Below are 17,526 nucleotides of genomic sequence, written 5' to 3'. Positions count from 1 at the left end.
AGTTTCCCTTCAGCGCCCATCAGCCATAGTCATTTCCGGCGCCGCGGGAACCGGCCGCGGCCCATAACGAAGGCCCGTAGAGAAGGCCCAAAGAGAAGAGGTCGTTGAAATGAAGTTCACCAACCGTGCCACCCTGGCCGCCTCCGTGCTCGTCGCCGTCGCCGCCGGCATCGCGATCCCGGCCATCACGTCCGCCTACGCTTCATCCGAGCCCGCCGTCCCCTTCGAGAAGGTGACCGATGTGGGCGACTCCCCGGGAGAGCTGCCCGACCAGATCGCCATCAAGAAGAACGCCGACGGGTCGATCGAAATCACTCGGGACGTCGAACCCGGCGGCGAGTGGGAGAAGACGACGCCCGGTAAGTAAGACGCCCGGTAAGTGATCAGCGCGAAGTCCACCGGAGGGCCGCCGCTCGGCGGCCCTCCGGCCGTGCGATCTAAGTGATCATCTCCTGTCGCGGAAGGCCGCCAGGAGGACGAGGGCCGCCGCCACGAGGAGGTGCCAGTGGATGATCGCGGCGGAGGGTTCCGTCTCGGTGAGGAACGGTGTCGTCCGGCCTGTCACGGCGACCACCACCAACGCGGCGGTGATCGTCAGGGCGACGGGCCATCGGGCCCGCCGTACCAGGGCCGTGGTCAGGGCACCCACGACGATGAGGGCGACCGGAAGGCCGTCGGCGTCCACCTTGCAGGTCCAGGCGGCGCTGCCCCAGGGGGCGTAGGGGAAGAACCCCGTGGATGGTGCCTCGCTGAGCGGTGTGTACGCGAACCACCCGAAAGACGACGGCGCGCCCAGCGGGACCAGCCAGCGGACGGTCGTCCAGGTGGCGGCGAGGCCGGCCAAGGTCCAGAACAGGGTTCCGGTACGCCATGGGGCCGAGGACCCGGGCCGGGTCGCGTGGGGCAGCAGGGCGAGTACGGCGACGGCGTAGCAGGCGATCGGCACCCAAAGCGGGACATTGGCCGACAGCGGCGGGGAGACGAAAGCCGTCGTCACGCGCAGCGCGAGTGCGGCGCACAAGATCACGATGGCCGTCGCCGTCGTACGGCGGGACGCGCGCGCCGCGAGCGCGAAAACGGACACCGGCACGAGCAGTTCGATCAGGGAGAGGAACGTCCCCAGATCGCCCGCGAGCATCGCCGTGGCGGCCCACGGCGCCCGGCAGAGCATGGGATTGACGTCCGCCGGTCCGGCGACGAACACCCGGACCAGGATCGGCCCGGTCGAGGCGGCGACCGCGGTCGCGCGCAGCGCGCCGCTCGGTAATCGGGGAACGCGCCGGGTCGTGGCGTCCACATCAGCTCCGGTGATCGTCCGAACGGTCTAGATCGTCGCCGGGCGACGGTACAGCCGCCGGACATATGCCGCAATCGGGTCGCCCGAAGAGCGAGGTCAGCCGGGCCGTACCGGGAGCCGGGCGAGGCCGCGTACCGCCATCGTGGCCCGGTGCTCCGGCTCGCCCGCGCGTACCAGACCGGGCAGGCGCGCCACCACCGTCCTGAAGAAGATCTCCCCTTCGAGCCGGGCGAGCGGCGCCCCGAGGCAGTAGTGCGGGCCGGAGCCGAAGGCGAGGTGGTCCGGGCCGGACGTCCGCATGATGTCGAAGCGGTCGGGGTCGGTGAACACGGAAGGGTCGCGTCCGGTCGCGCCGATCAGCACGTACACCGGGTCCCGGGCGGCGATCCGGCGTCCGGCCAGGTACAGGTCCTCCTGGGCGTACCGGAGGGTGGCCTGGACCGGTGAGTCGTACCGCAGTACCTCCTCGACCACCTGGCCCGCCAGCTCAGGATTCGCCCGGAGCAGCGCCCACTGGGCGGGATGGTCGAGCAGCGCCAGCATGCCGTTCCCGATGAGGTTGACGGTCGTCTCGAACCCGGCGATGAGCAGGATGCGGCACAGGCCGAGCACTTCGCGCGGGGAGATCCGCTCCGCGCCGAGGTCGGCGGCGAGCCTGCTCAGCACGTCCTCGCAGGGGCGCGCGGCGCGTTGCCGGAGCAGGTCGGCGAACAGTTCTTCCAGTGCGCGGGTCGCGGGGCCGAGCGCGCGGGCGGTCCTGAGCGACGGTACGCCGTCCAGCGACCCCGCGACGACGGCCCCGTACTCCCGGAACGGCCCGGCGTGCTCGTCCGGGATGCCGAGAAGTTCGGAGATCACCGCGATCGGCAGCGGCGCGGCCACCTCGGCCATCAGGTCGAACCGGCCGCGGCCCGCCGCCCGGTCCAGCAGTTCGCCGGTGATCCGCTCGATGCCGGGCCGGTACCGGGCCATCATCTTCGGGCTGAACGCGGGGGCCGCGAGCCTGCGGACCCGTCCGTGGTCCGGTGGGTCGAGGGACAGCAGCGAGAAGTCGGCCTCGGCCCCGGGCCGGTACGCGAGCGGTTCGGAGTCGTCGCGCCGGTAAGGGGCGATTCGTACGCCGAACCGCCGATCGCGGAGCACCCGGTCGCACAGCCGGTGCCCGGTCACCGCCCACACCCCGGACGTACTGCGCGACAGCGGACCCTGCGTGCGCAGCCGCCGATAGCAGGTGTACGGATCGCGCCGGCCCGCGCCCATCATCAGCAGGCTGAACGGGTCGTCGCGGACATGGCCGTGCATCCACGTCCGCCCGGCGTGACCTGCGACCCGGGCGGTCTGTCGTATCGTCTCCAGCACGTTCATCCTCCTCCTCACACAGGGATGTGGAAGATCGGCATGGAGGTCATGCCGTACTCGCGCAGCCGGGCCCGCACGAACGAGCCGAACGACCGCTTGGTGAACTGCCTGAGCAGGAACCTCCGCGGCCCGGTCGGCAGCCGCACGAAGTTGACCACCGCGAAGGGGCCGTCGTCCAGCGGCGTGAGCGCGGTCGAGTTGTCGATCCCGGTGTTGCCGGTGAACCAGCCGGTCAGCGTCTCCCACACGGCGACCGCGGTCTCCGGGTCGGGGCCGGTGAAGTGGTTGAACAGGAACGTGCTGCCGCGCCGGCCGGGGTCGGTCTCGCCGATCTTCCTGACGTTGCGCGCGGGCATTTCAAGGGCCGCGCCGATCTGCCGGTACGGCTCGGCCTCCCGTACGCCCGCGATGTGATCCGGCGAGGTGGTCTCGATCAGCATGGCGAGGTCGCTGCCCGGCCGGCCGGGGATCGGCGGCGCGAGCACCGCGCGGTAGAGGGTGATCGTCCGTACGTCGGGGTGCTCCTCCAGGCGGGCGGCCAGGCCGGACAGCCGGGCGATCTCCTGTTCCCGTCTGGGGCTTTTGCCGGGGAACGGCCCGCGGCCGAGCGGGCTCGCCTCGATGCCGAGGTACAGGAATCCGCTGGGGGAAGGCTCGGTGAACCGGGCCTTCGGGAATCGAGGGTCGGCGATGACCGTGGTCATGATCTCTCCTTTCGGGGCCTGGGTGCTATCAGTGCGACGCTCCCTGCGCGCCGAGTTCGACCACGAGCACGCCGCCGATGATGAGCGCGATGCCGGCCGCCATCAGCCAGGTCAGCGGGTCGCGGAAGATGAGGCGTCCGAGGACGGCGGTCAGCGCGACGCCGCTCGCCGCCCAGATGCCGTAGGCGACGCCCACGGACATGCCCTGTGCGAGTACCGCGCCGAGCAGGGTGAACGCGACTACGTAGCCGATCAGGACGGGGGCGATCCAGACCTTCTTCGTGAAGCCCTCGGAGGCCTTCATCGAGAGGGTCGCGACGGTCTCTGTCGCGATGGCGCCGATGAGCAGCAGCCAGGTCATGATCCGCCGCCTTCCGCGAACCTCGCCGCGCCGTGCGGCTCGCGTTCGTGCTCGTGCTCGTGCTCGTGTTCGCGTTCGTGCTCGCGTTCGGCGCGCTGCGCGCCGAGTTCGACCAGCAGTACGCCGCCGATGATCAGCAGGATGCCCAGCCCGATCGCCCAGGTCAGCGCGTCACCGAAGATGACGGCCCCGGCGACCGCGGTCAGCGCGACACCGCTGGCCGCCCAGATCCCGTAGGCCACTCCGACCGGCATGCCGATCTTGAGTACCTGGGCGACCAGGATGAAGGCACCCAGGTAGCCGGCCACCACGCTCACCAGCCACCACGGGTGCGCGAAACCCTCCATCGCGCGCAGCGAGAGCGTAGCGACGACCTCCAGGGCGATGGCGGCCACGAGCATCACCCACTTGTTCACTCCTGGTCCTCCTCTCCGGTGGCCAGCCGGTCGATCCTGGCGATGATCGCGGCGCGCGTCTCCGCGTCGTAGCCGGCGGTGTCGCTCGCGTCGGCCAGCCACAGGCCGTCGACGGCGAGGCGGGCGACCGCGAGGTCCACGGAGCGGGCGTCCGTGGCGGTGGGGGTGCCCAGCCAGCGGCGCAGCATGGCCTGCCACGGCCTCATCAGGGCCTCGTCGTACACGGAGTCGACGAAGATCGCCAGGTCGGCCCGGCTGGTGGCCGCGCCGCTCACCACGAGCGTGTACGCCCGGACCCGCTCGGCCGTGCTCGCCTCACCAAGGGGTTTGCCCAGTTGGGCCAGCATCCGCTCCTCCCAGCTCGCGGTGACGTGCTCGACCACGGCGAGCATCAGTTGCTCCTTGCTGGCGAAGTGGTAGATCAGGCCGCCCTTGCTCAGGCCCGCCTCGTGCGCGGCGGCGTCGAGGGTGAGGCTGCCGATGCCGCTGCGCCCGGCGATCCGCTGGGCGGCTTCCAGGATCGTTGTTCTCGAACTCGGTCTCACCTGCGTAACTGTACCGACTGGTTGGTGTAGTTACAAGCTTGGGGTCGGACGGTTGGGTGTACGTCCGGGGCGGTGGGCGCCGGGGGCGTACGGGACGGCGGTGGCGCTCAACAAGATCGCCATCGGCCTGCGCCGGATGATGTCGGTGCTTCGTCAGTCGTGCCGATGGACGGCGGGCGCTGTCGCTGAGCCTGCTTCGGATCGCCGCCGGGTGTTCGATAGGCGCGAGCGAGTTGCGCGTATTCGGCGGTCACTTGCGTCCTGGAGACCTGGAAAACCCGGCTCCCTGGACTGCTGGACTGCTGGACGCCGTTCTGGGCGCGGCCCACAGCGACGACATCGGCGTCCAGGCCGGCCTGACGTTCACAGTCACTTGGTGCCGAGCCCGAGCCCGAGCCGGATGGCCGTGCTCACGGGTGCCGCAGGGCGGCCTCCAGCAGGCGGACGATCTCGGCGTGGCCTGTGAAAAGGTACCGCTCGGAGCGGAGTTCGCCATCACCGTCGCGGGTCTCGGCCACGACACGATCAGGCTCGCGGCGGACGGCGACCGTCGTCCCGGGCCCGGCGATGGACTCGGCCTCGCGGCGCAACTCCGTCTCGATGTCGCGAACGGCCCAGTAGCGGGCCTGTTCGAGCGGGGTGACGCCGCTCGCGCCGGGGGCGGCCGGGTCGGCGCCGTGCGCGAGCAGTACGCGGACCACCTCGGCGGCGCCGTGCCCGGCGGCATGCCACAGCGCGGTATTGCCGGCGCCGCCAGGAATGTTGGGATCGGCCCCGTGCGCGAGCAGCGCGGTCACGGTCTCCAGGTTGCCCTTGGCAGCCGCCCAGTGCAGGGCCGTCATCGGGTTGCGCGCGACATCTTCGCGCAGGTCGGGGTCTGCGCCCCCGGCCAGCAGCGCCAGCACCGCCGCCAGGTGGCCCCAGGACGCGGCGGCGCACAGGGGCAGCCCCTCCTCGTCATGCTCCAGGTCGGGGTCTGCGCCCTCGGCCAGCAGCGCGCGCACGGCCTCGGCGTCGCCGTGCACGGCCGCTCTGTACAGCGCCTCCGTGACCGGATCACCGGCCTGGCCGGATCGCGTCTCCATGCCCTCAGTCTGTACGGCCCGCCGCCCGCGCTCCACTCGTTTTACCCTATTGACAAACGAACTTTTTACGTACAAGCTTGTTTTAGCAATCAAGGAGAGGACGAGCACAGATGAGCCCCACCCGCTTCCGCGCGCCGTTAATCGCGCTGATCGTCGCGCTGACGACGGTGATCGCACTGCCGGCACTGCCCACGCTGCCCGTGCTGGCCACCGCGCCCGCGCACGCGGCGTCCACGACGTCCGCGAAGCCCGCGCTGACCGACCCGCACACATGTGCCGACGCCCCGGGGTTCACCTGCTCCACGCTCACCGTCCCGCTCGACCACAGCGGCAAGACCCCGGGTGAGCTGAAGCTCCAGGTCGCCACCGGCGACAACGCCGACGCGCCCAAGGGCGTGCTGTTGCTTCTGACCGGAGGGCCCGGGCAGCCGTCCGTGCCGTTCGTCACCGCGCTCGCCGACAGGCTCCCCGAGGTGGCCGCCGACTACCGCTGGGTCACCATCGACCTGCGCGGCACCGGGGCAAATGCCCTCAAGTGCCCTGCGCTCCAGGCCGAGAGCGTCACATCTGACGTCGCCCCCGCGACGCCGGCCGCCATCCGGGAGTGCAGCCAGATCATCGGGTCCGAGCGGGCGTTCTACCGCACCGACGACACCATCGCTGACCTGGAGCTGCTCAGGCGGGCACTGGGCGTCCGGCAGATGACGCTCAACGGCCTGTCGTACGGCTCGCGCACCGCCGCCCACTACGCGTTCGCCAGGCCCGCCAACGTGCGGAAGATGGTGCTCGACTCCGTCATCCCGTTCGCCGACCCCGAGCACGACGACGCGCTCGGCCTGGTTTCGATGCGGGCGCACCGCCGGGTGCTGCGCGAGGCGTGCGCGCAGGTCAAGGGCTGCACCTGGGATCCCACGGAAGACCTGGCCTGGCTGGTCCGTCAGCGCGGCGACGGCGTGCGGCTGCTCGACCTGACGGTGGTGGCCGGGTTCCTCGACCCGACCTACTCGGGCGTGATCCACGCGATGCATAAGGCGCGGGCGGGCGACCCGGCCGACCTCGACCGGATGCTGGCCGACCTGGCGGCGGCGCAGCCGCAGCCGTACGAGATGTTCAGTTGGGGGCTTCAGATCGCGACGCACTGCGCGGACGCCCGCCAGCCCTGGGGCGACTCGTCCACCGCCCCGCACCGGCGGCAAGCGGCGCTGGAGCGCCGCATCGAGCGCCTGCGCCCCCACGAGACCTACCCGTTCGACCGCGCGACCGCGGCCGGGCTGGGCTTCGTCCAGCGGTGCCTGCACTGGCCGGCGTCACGGCCCGGCAGCCAGCCGCCGGCCTGGTCCCGCATCCCGGTGCCAACACTGCTGCTGGCCGGCGACCGCGACCTCTCCACCCCGGTCGAGTGGGCCCAAGAGGTCGCCGCCCGCGCCCCACAGGGCAAGCTGGTCGTGGTCCCCAACACCCCGCACCTCGTCCAGGTGATGGAACCGGGACACACGGGCCGCGACGCGATCTCCGCCTTCCTCACCCAGGACTGAAGCAGACCATCCAGGCAAACCCCCGGTCCGGACGTCGGCAGCCCGACGTCCGTACCGGGGGTCGGCATGCGTCGTGAAGCCGGTGGGGGGTCGGCACGCCGGAGATCCACGACCCTGCCCCACCCATCCACCCGAACGCCCCGCTACAGCACCACCCTTTCCAGGCACCGCCCGCCTGCGGCTTGCTCCACTCGCGGTCGCGCTCCTCATGGTCCTGCCCAGCGCCGCCCTACCTGTACGGCCGCCATCCCTCTCACCGCCGCCGCCCAGTACCGCCCGCGTGCCCGGCCGTCGCGTACGCCGTGGTCCCCCACCGTTCCCAGCACCAGCTAAAAGTGGCCCTTCCCACCCCTGCGCGCCATTGAAGGCTTCCTCGCCGTTCCCCACCAGCACCCCCCACCGCCCTCCGGGCGCTACCCCCGCCTACGGCAGGGACGGCACGCTCCGCGCGCATAGGCCGGGCTCCGCCCGAGGGACCGCCCTCCGCGCGCATGAGTCGCGCTCCGCCCGAGGAACCGCGCTCCGCGCACCCAATGGACCTCGCTCCGCTCGGCCTGTACCTTCCCAGCGCCGCGCTACCGCGCGTCGCCCCAGCACGCGGCTACCGCGCACAATCGCCCTCGCTTCGCTCGGCCTGCATTCCTAAAGCCGGGCTCCGCCCGGCGCTACCGCCACCACCACACCGACACCCACCCCAACCCACCACAGCCACCAACCACGACCAAGGCCAAGACCCGTAGGCCCCATCCATCCCACATGACCTTGAGACCGCGAACCTTCGCCAACTCCAGGCAAGCCACCCGGCCTGTACGCCCTTGCGAGATATCGTTCCTGTGTTTCCAACTGCATCCCCAATAGTCGAAGAAGGGCCGTCCTCGCCGAGTCGCACTGCTCTGAGGAAGCCAGCGAGGTTGTCGTATTCGAACTAAAGGAAATCGCCGCCAGTGCCAGGAAAACCCACAGGTCAGCAAGTGTGCTCCCCGCACGCGCGGGGATGGTCCTCCCCGAGGCTTGGGCTGGGAGCTGGGTCTCGCGTGCTCCCCGCACGCGCGGGGATGGTCCCCACGGGCACCCCCGTTCAGCTCGGCCAGCAGCGTGCTCCCCGCACGCGCGGGGATGGTCCGCACCGGGACGGGCAGACCTACACCGCCGTCCGGTGCTCCCCGCACGCGCGGGGATGGTCCGGTCACGGTCACGACGACCACGACGACCACGACGACCACGGTGTGCTCCCCGCACGCGCGGGGATGGTCCCCCGCTCACGACTTCGCCACCTTTCCGTCGTGGGTGCTCCCCGCACGCGCGGGGATGGTCCCCGGGAGACGAGACTGTCGGCGGCGTCATCATGGTGCTCCCCGCACGCGCGGGGATGGTCCCCCTTCGGATTCCTCTGTGGTCGGAGGGCGGGTGTGCTCCCCGCACGCGCGGGGATGGTCCGACGCCCGGCTACTCCTTCCCGTCAGCATCAGGGTGCTCCCCGCACGCGCGGGGATGGTCCCTCCACCGCCGCCTCCATACGGCGAGTCAGCCGGTGCTCCCCGCACGCGCGGGGATGGTCCGGCGACCAGCACATCATCAGCGATCACACCGGCGTGCTCCCCGCACGCGCGGGGATGGTCCCGCCCACACGGCCATGCCATCAACCCCAGCGCTGTGCTCCCCGCACGCGCGGGGATGGTCCGTAAGGCGACCCTCACTAGCGCGCAGTTGATTCGTGCTCCCCGCACGTGCGGGGATGGTCCCGGCTCCGCGACATCGGGCGGCAACATCCGCAGGTGCTCCCCGTACGGGCGGGGGTGGTTACCACGGCGGGGCTGTGATCGGGCTGGGGTGCGGTGTCCCGGTGGTGTTCGGTGAACGGTGGAGCTTGGGGGATGGAGTCCGAGAGCTGTGTAAGCGCGGATCATTCAGCGCCGTGCCTCGCTGGAGGTGGGCATGGCCGTGCTTTCCGCGTGGGTAGGGGTGGTTCCGGCGCACGACGGCGGCTCGGGTTTCAGGGGGATGGGTGCTTTTGGCGCGGGTGGGGATGTTGTGCGCTGGGCGCTGCGCTCCACCGGAAAATGTGGTGGGAGGCCTCAGGGGGTGTTGTGGGGGTGGGTTAGGGGGGTGGGGCCATGGGGACGGTGGTTGGGGGGCCGGGGGAGCGGCCGGGTGGGGCGTATTCGCAGTCGAGTTGGCTGACGTCGATGTCTCGGCCGGAGCCCCAGCCCTCGCCCTCGGTGGAGGTGTAGACGAAGGTGCACACCCGTCCGTGGCTGTCGGTGATGTTGGAGACGAAGATCTGTTCGTCGATGGCGCATCCGGCGAGGAGCAGGACTCCCGCGGCCATGATGGCGGCTCTCCAGAGCGTCATGTGATCACCCCCTTCAGGCGGATGGTAAAGCCTGCCTCCGGCGGCGATCCAGCTCACCTGTCCGGAAATCTTGGTGAACGGTGTGGTCAGGTGCGCCAGATGAGGACCAGGGCGCAGTCGTCGCGTTTGCCCGCGAGGCTCTTGGCGAGGTTGCCCGCCTCCTTGTACCCCTTGGTGACCAGGGATTCGGCCTCGCCGAGCAGGCGGTCAACGCCGCTGTCCGGGCCGAGGCGCGGGTCCCACATGCCGTCGGTGAAGAGCATGAGCGCGTCGCCCTTGGCCAGTGACCCCTTTTCGGGGACCCACTCGGCGTCGTCGGTGACGCCGAGTGCGATGCCGTGGGCGTCGCTGAGGTGCCAGGTGCCGCTGCCGGGGGCCAGGCGGGCGGCCGGGGGGTGGCCCGCGCAGCGGATCGTGTAGCCGCCGGTGGACAGGTCGAGGCTGAGGTGCAGGGCGGTGACGATGCCCTCAAGTTCGGGCTGGTCGAGCAGGTAGGCGTTGGAGGCGGCCAGGAAGCGTTCGGCGGGTACGGTGCCGAGCAGGCCGCCGAGGGCTCCGGCGATCATCAGGGCCCGGCTCGCGGCGTCGGTGCCCTTGCCGGAGACGTCCACCAGGGCGACCTCCAGACGGTCACCGGCCTGGTGGGAGAGGGTCAGGTCGGCGGAGAACAGCGAACCGGGAGCCTGCCGGGTGACGGCCTTGCAGCCCCAGCCGCGCGGCAGGGGGGCGATGCGGTTGATCGTCTTGAGCCGGTCGCGCAGGTCGGCCAGTAGGCGTCCGCCGCGCATGCCGCGGATGCCGACGTTGTCGCGGTAGCTGGCCAGCCGTACGGCGAGCAGCACGACCACGGCGATCACCAGCAGCGGTACGACGTGGAGCCCGGTCGCGACCGTGCCGTGGACGACGGAGATCGCGGCGGCGGCCAGCAGTACCACCAGGCCGGGCGGGCGCAGCCGCAGGCCGCCGAACAGGATGATCGGCGCGAGGAGTACCAGTGGCGCCCACATCGGCCCGAACGCCGCCGACAGCGGCCCGACCGCCAGCGCGCCCACCACCAGGGCGATCAGGAGAAACCGCTCACTGGCCGACCCCGGCCGCCAGATCGTGAAATGTCCTGAACTCTTGGTGCCCTCTCCCGAATCAACGAAGAACGCGCGCTCCCGGGGCGTCCACACGCTGCGGAGGTGCTCGTTGACGGGCATCGGCATTGCTGTCCTTGCTTGCCGTGGACGAGACCCGCCGTGGCGGGTCGTGCGCGGAACGTGACCGTCGGAGCGCCGATCCGGCCCAGGCCGGCGCCGCGCCGGGTGGTGGCTGCCGGAGTCCGTGAGCCGCCGGGTGCGGACCGACCGGCCGGGCTCCACCGCGACGAGTCTAGCCCGCCCGCCCCCGCGGGGAAGCGACCTTCGCGCAGGCGTCGAGCAGATGGCGCACCTGCGCGGAGGGCGGCCCCGGCCGGACGGCGAGGTACGTGGTGACCCACACGCCGTCCAGCGGGCGATAGACGACGGTACGCGCGGGAGGCGGTTCGGTGCCGGCGTAGAAGACCGTCCAGGACGGCGGGCACGAGGCGATGCCGAGCAGCGTGTCGGGCAGGTTGACGAAGCGCGGGCCCGGCGGGGGATCGATGCCCGCCGCCCGGCACGCGGCCCTGACGAAGTCGTGGAAGGCCGGATCGTCCTTCCGGGCGGCCAGCCGTAGCGGCAGGTCGCCGAGCCAGGGCAGGCGTAACACAGGTTCGGCGGCGAGCGGGTGGTCGGCGGGCAGTGCCGCGAGCAGCGGGTCCGACCAGATCGGGAGCAGTTCCAGCCCCTTGGCCTCGTCGACGATGCGGACGGTGGCCGCGTCCAGGTCGCCCGCGCGTACGCCGGCCAGCCGTTCCGGGACGCCGATCTTGACCAGGCGGACGCGCAGCCGGGGCATGGCGGCGGCCAGCGCTTCGAGCGCGGGGTACAGCCGGTCGGCGGGGGCCTTGCCGGTGCCGAGGCGCAGCGTGGCCTCGGCGTCCTCGGCCAGCCCGGCGGCGACGGCCCTGACCCGGTCGGCCGCCGCCAGCGCCGCGCGGGCCTCGCCGAGCAGCCGTTCGCCGGCCTCGGTCAGCCGTACGTGCCTGGTCGTGCGGTCGAACAGGCGGATGCCGAGGTCCCGCTCCAGCCGGGCCACCTGCTGGCTGACGGCGGGCTGCACGATGCCGAGGCGTTCGGCCGCCCGCCCGAATCCGCCGGTTTCGGCGACCATGACGAAGTACGCGAGCTGCCGAAGCTCCAATGTTCCCCCATTTATCACGGCTTGTGATGACTGTACGGGGCAAGTGCGTCTGGTTCGGCCGTCCCGTTCACGATCGACTGGCCGCATGCCACTCATCGACGCCCAAGGCCCGGTACTGCTGCCCGGGCAGGATGGATATGACACCGAACGCGAGGGATTCAACCGGATCGTCGATCACCGCCCCGCCGTGATCGTGGCCGCCGAGACCCCCGAAGACGTACGGCAGGCCGTACTGCACGCCGCCGCCCGCGACCTGCCGATCGCCGTCCAGGCCACCGGCCACGGACCCGTCGTGCCCGCCGACGGGGGCGTGCTGCTGAGCACCCGGCGCATGGACGGCGTGCGGATCGACCCCACCACCCGCACCGCGCGGATCGAGGCGGGGGTCCGCTGGGGCCGGGTCGTCGAGCGGGCCGCCAAGTACGGCCTGGCCCCGCTGAACGGCACGTCCCCCGGCGTGGGCGCGGTCTCCTACACCCTGGGCGGCGGCCTGCCGGTGCTCGGGCGCACGTACGGCTGGGCCGTGGACCATGTGCGGTCGATCGACGTCGTCACGGCGGACGGCCGGGCGCTCACCGCGACCCCGGACACCCACGAGGACCTGTTCTGGGCGCTGCGCGGCGGCAAGGGCAACTTCGGGGTCGTCACCGCCCTGGAGATCGGCCTGGTCCCGCTCACCCATGTGTACGGCGGCGGGCTCTACTACCCGGGCGACCGCGCCGGCGAGATCCTGCACGCCTGGCGCGAATGGACGCAGGACCTCCCGGAGGAGACCAACTCGTCCGTGGCGCTGGTCCGGTTCCCCGGCCTGGCGAGCATCCCCGATCACCTGCGCGGACGGGCCTTCGTCCACCTGCGCGTCGTCCACACTGGACCGGAGACCCACCCGCCGGCCGAGCTCGGCCCGCCGGTCATGGGCGCGCTCGGCGTCCGGCCGTACACGGAGGTCGGCGCGATCTTCGACGAGCCGGCCGGGCCGGTGCGGACCCAGGACCACCCCATGATGCTCCGCGAACTGCCCGCCGAGGCCGTGGACACGATCGTCGCCCACACCGGAGGCGACACCAGAGGCGACACCGGGCCGGTGGTCGTCGAACTGCGGCAGCTCGGCGGGGCGCTCGGCCGTACCGGGGCGGTGCCGAGCGCGACCGGGCACCGCGACGCGGCACACGCCCTCACCACGGTCATACCGGGTCCGGTGGGCCCGGCCCGCGCGCTGATGGCGGCGATGCGGCCCTGGGGGACCGGGCGCGCGCTGATCAACCTGTTCAACGGACCCGACACGGCGGGGGACGCGCGCGATGCGTACGACCCGGAGACGTACCGGCGGCTCGTGGACCTGAAGGGCGTCTACGACCCGGCGAACCTCTTCCGGGTCAACCACAACATCCCCCCGGAAAATTGGAATGCCCCCCGGCGAGCCCAGGGGTAGCCTGCGGGGAAGGCGCAAGAGCAAAGGGGCGGTACCGTGTCGCACGTCGAGGTCGGGCACCTGACGTATGTCCTGCCCGACGGGCGGCCACTGCTCAACGACGTCTCCTTCCGGGTCGGCGAGGGGGTCAAGGCCGCGCTGGTCGGGCCCAACGGCGCGGGCAAGACGACGCTGGTCCGGCTGGTCGCGGGCGACCTCCAGCCGCTTGAGGGCAGCGTGGCCGGTTCCGGCGGGCTGGGCGTGATGCGGCAGTTCATCGGCAGCATCCGCGACGGCCGCACCGTCCATGACCTGCTGCTGAGCGTCGCGCCGCCACGCGTGCGGGAGGCGGCCGACCGGCTCGCCGCCGCCGAGCTGGTGATGATGGAGCGCGACGACGAGAAGGCCCAGTTGCGCTACGCGCAGGCGATCACCGACTACACCGACGCGGGCGGCTACGACATCGAGGTGCTCTGGGACACCTGCACGGTGGCGGCGCTCGGCGTGCCGTACGACAGGGTGAAGTACCGCGAGGTCAACACGCTGTCCGGGGGCGAGCAGAAACGGCTGGTGCTGGAGGCGCTGCTGCGCGGGCCCGACCAGGTGCTGCTGCTCGACGAGCCGGACAACTACCTCGACGTGCCCGGCAAGCTGTGGCTGGAGCAGGCGCTGCGGGAGACGCCGAAGACCGTGCTGATGGTCAGCCACGACCGTCAGTTGCTGGCCAACGCGGTGGACCGCATCATCACCGTCGAGGCGGGCAACGTCTGGGTCCACGGCGGCGGGTTCGCCGGATACGCCGAGGCCCGGCGGGAGCGCAACGAGCGCCTGGAGGAGCTGCGCAGGCGCTGGGACGAAGAGCACGCCAAGCTGAAGCGGCTGGTCGTCATGCTCAAGCAGAAGGCGAGCTACAACGACGGCATGGCCCCGGCCTACCACGCCGCGCAGACCCGGCTGCGCCGGTTCGAGGAGGCGGGGCCGCCCGAGGTGCCGCCGCGCGACCAGTTGATCAGCATGCGGCTGCGCGGCGGGCGTACCGGCAAGCGGGCGGTCGTGTGCGAGGAGCTGGAGCTGACCGGCCTGATGCGGCCGTTCGACCTGGAGATCTGGTACGGCGAGCGGGTCGCGGTGCTCGGTTCCAACGGGTCGGGCAAGTCCCACTTCCTGCGGCTGCTCGGCGGCGAGCCGGTCCGGCACACCGGGCTGGCCAAGCTCGGCGCGCGGGTCGTACCGGGCCACTTCGCGCAGACGCACGCCCGGCCCGAGCTGGTCGGCCGCACGCCCTGCGAGATCGTCATGTCCGAGCACGCCAGGCTCAGGAACGAGGCGATGAAGGCGCTGTCCCGGTACGAGCTGGCCGGTGACGTGGGCGACCAGCGCTTCGAGACGCTGTCCGGCGGGCAGCAGGCGCGGTTGCAGATCCTGCTGCTGGAGCTGTCCGGGGCGACGCTGCTGCTGCTCGACGAGCCGACCGACAACCTCGACCTGGCCAGCGCGGAGGCGTTGCAGGAGGGGCTGGACGCGTTCGACGGCACGGTGGTCGCGGTCACCCACGACCGATGGTTCGCCGCCGACTTCGACCGGTTCCTGATCTTCGGGGCCGACGGCCGGGTCTACGAGGCCGCCGAGCCGGTGTGGGACGAGGGGCGGGTCGTCCGGCAGCGCTGAGGGGACGGGCGAAGAGCCCGCGCGAAGAGCCCGGGTGAAGAGCCCGCGCAAAGAGTTCGTAGCCGCGCCGCGTGTCGCCGGGAGCCCGGTCCGGCTCGCGGGTTATGACCGTATGGTGACGCAGCGTAGTGGTGTTTTCATCGTCGCCGGGTGCCTGGCCCTGGCGTCCCTCTCCGCGTGCGCGGGTGAGGAGCGGCCGGAGCGGCGGCTGAAGCCGCTCACGGTGCGGGAGCAGGCGTCCTCGATCGCCAAGAGCGCCGACGGCTACGTGGTGAACTGGGCCGCCGTGCTCGGCAACCAGAACCCCTGGCACTTCGGCGAGCAGGTGGTGGCCACGATCGTGGCGAGCGACGACCGGGGCGCCGAGGTCGTGCGGATGGAACAACCGCTCGACGCGGTGCCCCCGGCGGGCACGCTGGCCTTCAGCGGGCAGGCCATCGCGGCGCAGCGCCCGGTGAAGGTCCACCTCACCTACCGGCCCGCGCAGTGGAAGCCGGCCGGGCGGATCACCTCGGCCTTCCGGGCGTTTCCGGTCACCGACGTGTTCCAGCGGCGGCAGAAGAACGGCTCCTACCTGGTGACCGGGCGGGTGGGCAACCCGTACCGGCTGGCCGCGAGCAGCCTGGTGGTCACCGCGCTGCTGCGCGACCAGGCGGGCAAGCTGCTGGGCGGGGCGAGCACGTTCGTGGACGACGTGCGCTCCGACGGCAAGCCGAGGTTCATCCTCACCGTGGACAAGCCGCCCGCGGGGGTGGCCAGGGCCGAGGTCGTGGCGCGCACCTGGGGGACAACGAGCCGGCCGTACGAGGAGCTGGCGGCGGGCGGGGCGGTGCCGATGCACACCAGCAGGCCGACGACGCCGCCCTTCGAGAAAGACCGCGGCAGGCAGGAAATGCCCGGAACGGCGGGACGGCCATAGCTTTTCCGCCGATATTCCGTAAACCGGGAAATCGGCGTCATCCACGTTATCCACGTTATTTACCGGAATCTCGCGGGGATCGCGACCAGCCTCGCTGAATCGGTAGAACAAGCAGTTACAATACGTTTACCATCCGTCACATGAGCGAACGCGTCCTGGTGGAAGCCCTGCGCGCCCGCGATCCGGGCGCCCTCGCCGTGCTCTACGACACCTATGCCGAGGACATCTACCGATTCTGTATTTTCGTCCTGGGGAGTCCGGATGGCGCGCAGGTCGCCCTGCGCGACACACTGATCGCGGCCGAGGCCAACATTCACGTGCTCAGCGATCCCGCGCGGCTGCGGTTGTGGCTGCTCGCGCTGGCCAGGGTGGAGTGCGACCGGCGCGCGCTCCAGACCGGCCACGGCGGCCCGGCCACCGCGCCGGACCCGCCGCCGGCCGCCCGCGCGCCCGCCCCCGGGGCCGAGCTGAGCGTCATCGCCTGGCACGCCACGTGGAGCCTGCCGGCCGCCGATCGCCGGGTGCTCGGCCTGGCCACCGGGCGCGGGCTGGGCATGGAGGAGATCGCCGAGGTCACCGGGATGGCGGCGGGTTCGGTACGCGAGGCGCACGAGGCCGCGCTCGGGCGGCTGCGCGACGCCGTGACCGCCGAGTACCTGGCCCGCAAGGGCCCCTCCGACTGCCCGCGGCGGGCGCGCATCCTGGCCGGGTTCGCGGGCGAGCTGACCCCGCAGACGCGTGAGCGCCTGGTGGGCCACATCGCCCGGTGCGACGCCTGCGGGCCGCACCGGGCCAGGCAGATCTCCGCGGCCAAGGTGTTCGACCTGCTGCCCGCCACGCCGCTGCCGGAGACGCTGCGGGTGCGGGTGCTGACCTGCTTCACCGACCCCGGCCTGCTGCCCTACCGGCGATATGTGGCGCGGCGGGTGGGCATGCTCGACGCGCGCGGCTTCCCGGCCAGGGGCATCAAAGGGGGTCGCCGGCTTCCTGTCGCGGCTGCCGGGGCGGTTGCGGCGGTGGCCACGCTGATCGCGGTGGTCTACGCGTTCGGGTTCGCGGGCGAGGCGCCCGGCAGGCAGGCCGCGGCCAACGCCTCCCGGGCGGCCCCGTCCGGCGGCGGGTGGGCCGATCCCGGTGAGCCCGGAGGGCCGGGCGCGGTGGGTCCGGTACGCGAGCCGGCCTTCCCCGAGCCGGCCTTCCCCGAGCCGGTCACCGGCGAGCCGCCGTTCGTGCCGTTCGCGCCCTCCTACGACGCCACGCTGCACCCGCTGGGAGCCGAACCGACGCCGTTCTCACCGCCACGCGAGAGCCCGACGGCGAAACCCCCGCGAAGGCCGCGCCCATCGCCCGTCCGCCCGCCCGCCCCCACGACCGAGCCGCCGCTCACCATGCGGCCCGACCACCCCCGCTACGAGCAGCGCCCGCGCCCGCGACCCACCCGCAGGCCGACCCGCCCGCCGTCCCCCACACCGCCGTCCAGCCCGACCGCGCCGGAGACCACCGAGCCCCCCGAACCGACGCCGACGTCCGAGCCGACCAGCCCGGAGCCGACACCCTCCGTGACATAGGTGTGCAGAGAGTTACATGGGGGAAGTAAGTGCATGT

Annotated in this window: 16 protein-coding genes and 1 CRISPR repeat array; of the genes, 6 read left to right on the top strand and 10 right to left on the bottom strand. The window is 71.9% G+C overall.

Going from position 1 to position 17,526, the window contains the following annotated elements; translation table 11 throughout:
- Positions 1-109: 109 nt before the first annotated feature.
- On the top strand, positions 110-367 hold the full coding sequence (locus ACH34R_RS18010) for a hypothetical protein (protein WP_397562576.1): 258 nt from the start codon (positions 110-112) through the stop codon (positions 365-367).
- Positions 368-445: 78 nt separating this feature from the next.
- Here the strand turns inward: ACH34R_RS18010 and ACH34R_RS18005 are convergent, their stop codons facing one another.
- The 7 genes from ACH34R_RS18005 to ACH34R_RS17975 form a co-directional block, all read right to left on the bottom strand.
- On the bottom strand, positions 446-1,297 hold the full coding sequence (locus ACH34R_RS18005; protein WP_397562575.1) for a hypothetical protein: 852 nt from the start codon (positions 1,295-1,297) through the stop codon (positions 446-448).
- Between the two features lie 96 nt (positions 1,298-1,393).
- Positions 1,394-2,662, bottom strand: a complete 1,269-nt coding sequence (locus ACH34R_RS18000) for a cytochrome P450 (RefSeq protein WP_397562574.1) — start codon at positions 2,660-2,662, stop codon at positions 1,394-1,396.
- An 8-nt stretch (positions 2,663-2,670) separates the two neighbouring features.
- The gene (locus ACH34R_RS17995; protein ID WP_397562573.1) at positions 2,671-3,360 is read right to left on the bottom strand and encodes a hypothetical protein; all 690 of its coding nucleotides are present in this window, start codon (positions 3,358-3,360) and stop codon (positions 2,671-2,673) included.
- A gap of 28 nt (positions 3,361-3,388) precedes the next feature.
- Positions 3,389-3,721, bottom strand: coding sequence for a DMT family transporter (locus ACH34R_RS17990; RefSeq protein WP_397562572.1), 333 nt, complete (start codon positions 3,719-3,721; stop codon positions 3,389-3,391).
- Positions 3,718-4,137, bottom strand: coding sequence for a DMT family transporter (locus tag ACH34R_RS17985; RefSeq protein WP_397562571.1), 420 nt, complete (start codon positions 4,135-4,137; stop codon positions 3,718-3,720). The genes ACH34R_RS17990 and ACH34R_RS17985 overlap by 4 nt, the downstream gene beginning before the upstream one ends.
- Positions 4,134-4,682: a TetR/AcrR family transcriptional regulator gene (locus tag ACH34R_RS17980; RefSeq protein ID WP_397562570.1), complete on the bottom strand. Its 549-nt coding sequence runs from the start codon at positions 4,680-4,682 to the stop codon at positions 4,134-4,136. Before ACH34R_RS17980 ends, ACH34R_RS17985 begins: the two co-directional genes overlap by 4 nt.
- A gap of 410 nt (positions 4,683-5,092) precedes the next feature.
- Positions 5,093-5,767, bottom strand: coding sequence for an ankyrin repeat domain-containing protein (locus ACH34R_RS17975; protein WP_397562569.1), 675 nt, complete (start codon positions 5,765-5,767; stop codon positions 5,093-5,095).
- A gap of 110 nt (positions 5,768-5,877) precedes the next feature.
- Between ACH34R_RS17975 and ACH34R_RS17970 the strand changes: the two genes are divergently transcribed.
- On the top strand, positions 5,878-7,302 hold the full coding sequence (locus tag ACH34R_RS17970) for an alpha/beta hydrolase (RefSeq protein WP_397562568.1): 1,425 nt from the start codon (positions 5,878-5,880) through the stop codon (positions 7,300-7,302).
- Positions 7,303-8,275: 973 nt separating this feature from the next.
- Positions 8,276-9,105: a CRISPR direct-repeat array (repeat unit 28 nt; unit sequence GTGCTCCCCGCACGCGCGGGGATGGTCC).
- Between the two features lie 295 nt (positions 9,106-9,400).
- Here ACH34R_RS17970 and ACH34R_RS17965 read toward each other — a convergent pair.
- The 3 genes from ACH34R_RS17965 to ACH34R_RS17955 all read right to left on the bottom strand — a co-directional run bounded on the left by ACH34R_RS17965 (position 9,401) and on the right by ACH34R_RS17955 (position 11,923).
- The gene (locus ACH34R_RS17965) at positions 9,401-9,655 is read right to left on the bottom strand and encodes a hypothetical protein (protein ID WP_397562567.1); all 255 of its coding nucleotides are present in this window, start codon (positions 9,653-9,655) and stop codon (positions 9,401-9,403) included.
- Positions 9,656-9,741: 86 nt separating this feature from the next.
- The gene (locus ACH34R_RS17960; RefSeq protein WP_397562566.1) at positions 9,742-10,857 is read right to left on the bottom strand and encodes a PP2C family protein-serine/threonine phosphatase; all 1,116 of its coding nucleotides are present in this window, start codon (positions 10,855-10,857) and stop codon (positions 9,742-9,744) included.
- Positions 10,858-11,029: 172 nt separating this feature from the next.
- Positions 11,030-11,923: a LysR family transcriptional regulator gene (locus ACH34R_RS17955; protein WP_397562565.1), complete on the bottom strand. Its 894-nt coding sequence runs from the start codon at positions 11,921-11,923 to the stop codon at positions 11,030-11,032.
- An 85-nt stretch (positions 11,924-12,008) separates the two neighbouring features.
- Here ACH34R_RS17955 and ACH34R_RS17950 point away from each other — a divergent pair, with 85 nt between their 5' ends.
- The 4 genes from ACH34R_RS17950 to ACH34R_RS17935 all read left to right on the top strand — a co-directional run bounded on the left by ACH34R_RS17950 (position 12,009) and on the right by ACH34R_RS17935 (position 17,489).
- Positions 12,009-13,355 (top strand): FAD-binding protein, encoded by a 1,347-nt coding sequence (locus ACH34R_RS17950; protein ID WP_397562564.1) that lies wholly within the window; start codon positions 12,009-12,011, stop codon positions 13,353-13,355.
- A 36-nt stretch (positions 13,356-13,391) separates the two neighbouring features.
- Positions 13,392-15,002 (top strand): ABC-F family ATP-binding cassette domain-containing protein, encoded by a 1,611-nt coding sequence (locus ACH34R_RS17945; protein WP_397562563.1) that lies wholly within the window; start codon positions 13,392-13,394, stop codon positions 15,000-15,002.
- Between the two features lie 115 nt (positions 15,003-15,117).
- The gene (locus ACH34R_RS17940; RefSeq protein ID WP_397562562.1) at positions 15,118-15,921 is read left to right on the top strand and encodes a hypothetical protein; all 804 of its coding nucleotides are present in this window, start codon (positions 15,118-15,120) and stop codon (positions 15,919-15,921) included.
- 140 nt (positions 15,922-16,061) lie between these two features.
- Complete coding sequence (locus ACH34R_RS17935) at positions 16,062-17,489, top strand: hypothetical protein (protein WP_397562561.1); 1,428 nt, start codon at positions 16,062-16,064, stop codon at positions 17,487-17,489.
- Positions 17,490-17,526: the final 37 nt, after the last annotated feature.

Source organism: Spongiactinospora sp. 9N601 (genome assembly GCF_044326295.1).
Lineage (GTDB): Bacteria > Actinomycetota > Actinomycetes > Streptosporangiales > Streptosporangiaceae > Spongiactinospora > Spongiactinospora gelatinilytica.
The sequence above is the reverse complement of the archived record's forward strand: the minus strand, read 5'-3'. Positions and strand labels throughout refer to the sequence as shown.

Excerpts from the sequence above, each read along its gene's own strand:
- ACH34R_RS18010 (WP_397562576.1), top strand. The coding sequence starts at position 110 with ATGAAGTTCACCAACCGTGCCACCCTGGCCGCCTCCGTGCTCGTCGCC.
- ACH34R_RS18000 (WP_397562574.1), bottom strand. The coding sequence starts at position 2,662 with ATGAACGTGCTGGAGACGATACGACAGACCGCCCGGGTCGCAGGTCAC.
- ACH34R_RS17995 (WP_397562573.1), bottom strand. The coding sequence starts at position 3,360 with ATGACCACGGTCATCGCCGACCCTCGATTCCCGAAGGCCCGGTTCACC.
- ACH34R_RS17990 (WP_397562572.1), bottom strand. The coding sequence starts at position 3,721 with ATGACCTGGCTGCTGCTCATCGGCGCCATCGCGACAGAGACCGTCGCG.
- ACH34R_RS17975 (WP_397562569.1), bottom strand. The coding sequence starts at position 5,767 with ATGGAGACGCGATCCGGCCAGGCCGGTGATCCGGTCACGGAGGCGCTG.
- ACH34R_RS17970 (WP_397562568.1), top strand. The coding sequence starts at position 5,878 with ATGAGCCCCACCCGCTTCCGCGCGCCGTTAATCGCGCTGATCGTCGCG.
- ACH34R_RS17965 (WP_397562567.1), bottom strand. The coding sequence starts at position 9,655 with ATGACGCTCTGGAGAGCCGCCATCATGGCCGCGGGAGTCCTGCTCCTC.
- ACH34R_RS17960 (WP_397562566.1), bottom strand. The coding sequence starts at position 10,857 with ATGCCCGTCAACGAGCACCTCCGCAGCGTGTGGACGCCCCGGGAGCGC.
- ACH34R_RS17950 (WP_397562564.1), top strand. The coding sequence starts at position 12,009 with ATGCCACTCATCGACGCCCAAGGCCCGGTACTGCTGCCCGGGCAGGAT.
- ACH34R_RS17935 (WP_397562561.1), top strand. The coding sequence starts at position 16,062 with ATGAGCGAACGCGTCCTGGTGGAAGCCCTGCGCGCCCGCGATCCGGGC.